Raw genomic sequence first — 407 nt, 5'->3', positions numbered from 1 at the left:
CCTGCGAGGAGTTCAGGTGATGGAAATACCGATGCAGCCGCAATCCGTTGGCGGTCTGGTACTGCATGACCTCCGCCCGGAACGGCTCGAGGATATTCAGCCATTGCAATTTGGTGGGCAGGATGTGTCCGTAAGGCCGCTCCACGCCGTTCGCAAGCAGGTTGCCGCTCTCGACTCCGCCGAGTCGGCCTCGCCGGTATTCATCGAGATGCGCTTTGAGCGTCTTTTCGTAGGTTTGCAGTGACAACGATCGATCCCTTCGAGGGGCGCGGGCGGGTGAGCGGTTAGTTCACCCGATGTGGGTCCAAGATTCCGTGACGATGGTCTCGATCACGGACAGGCTATGTGAAGTGGACAGCCCGGCCGCAGTCGAAGCTCCGGACTTCAAATTTCCGTCCGGAAATCTC

1 protein-coding gene is annotated in these 407 nt (G+C 59.2%); it reads right to left on the bottom strand.

The window, feature by feature from the left end; all coding sequences use genetic code 11:
• Positions 1–247 (bottom strand): PGN_0703 family putative restriction endonuclease (locus tag CR492_RS20640; protein WP_146030357.1); only part of this gene is annotated, 247 nt, incomplete at its 3' end.
• Positions 248–407 lie beyond the last annotated feature (160 nt).

The organism is Methylocella silvestris, from assembly GCF_002891535.1.
Lineage (GTDB): Bacteria > Pseudomonadota > Alphaproteobacteria > Rhizobiales > Beijerinckiaceae > Methylocapsa > Methylocapsa silvestris_A.
The sequence above is the reverse complement of the archived record's forward strand: the minus strand, read 5'-3'. Positions and strand labels throughout refer to the sequence as shown.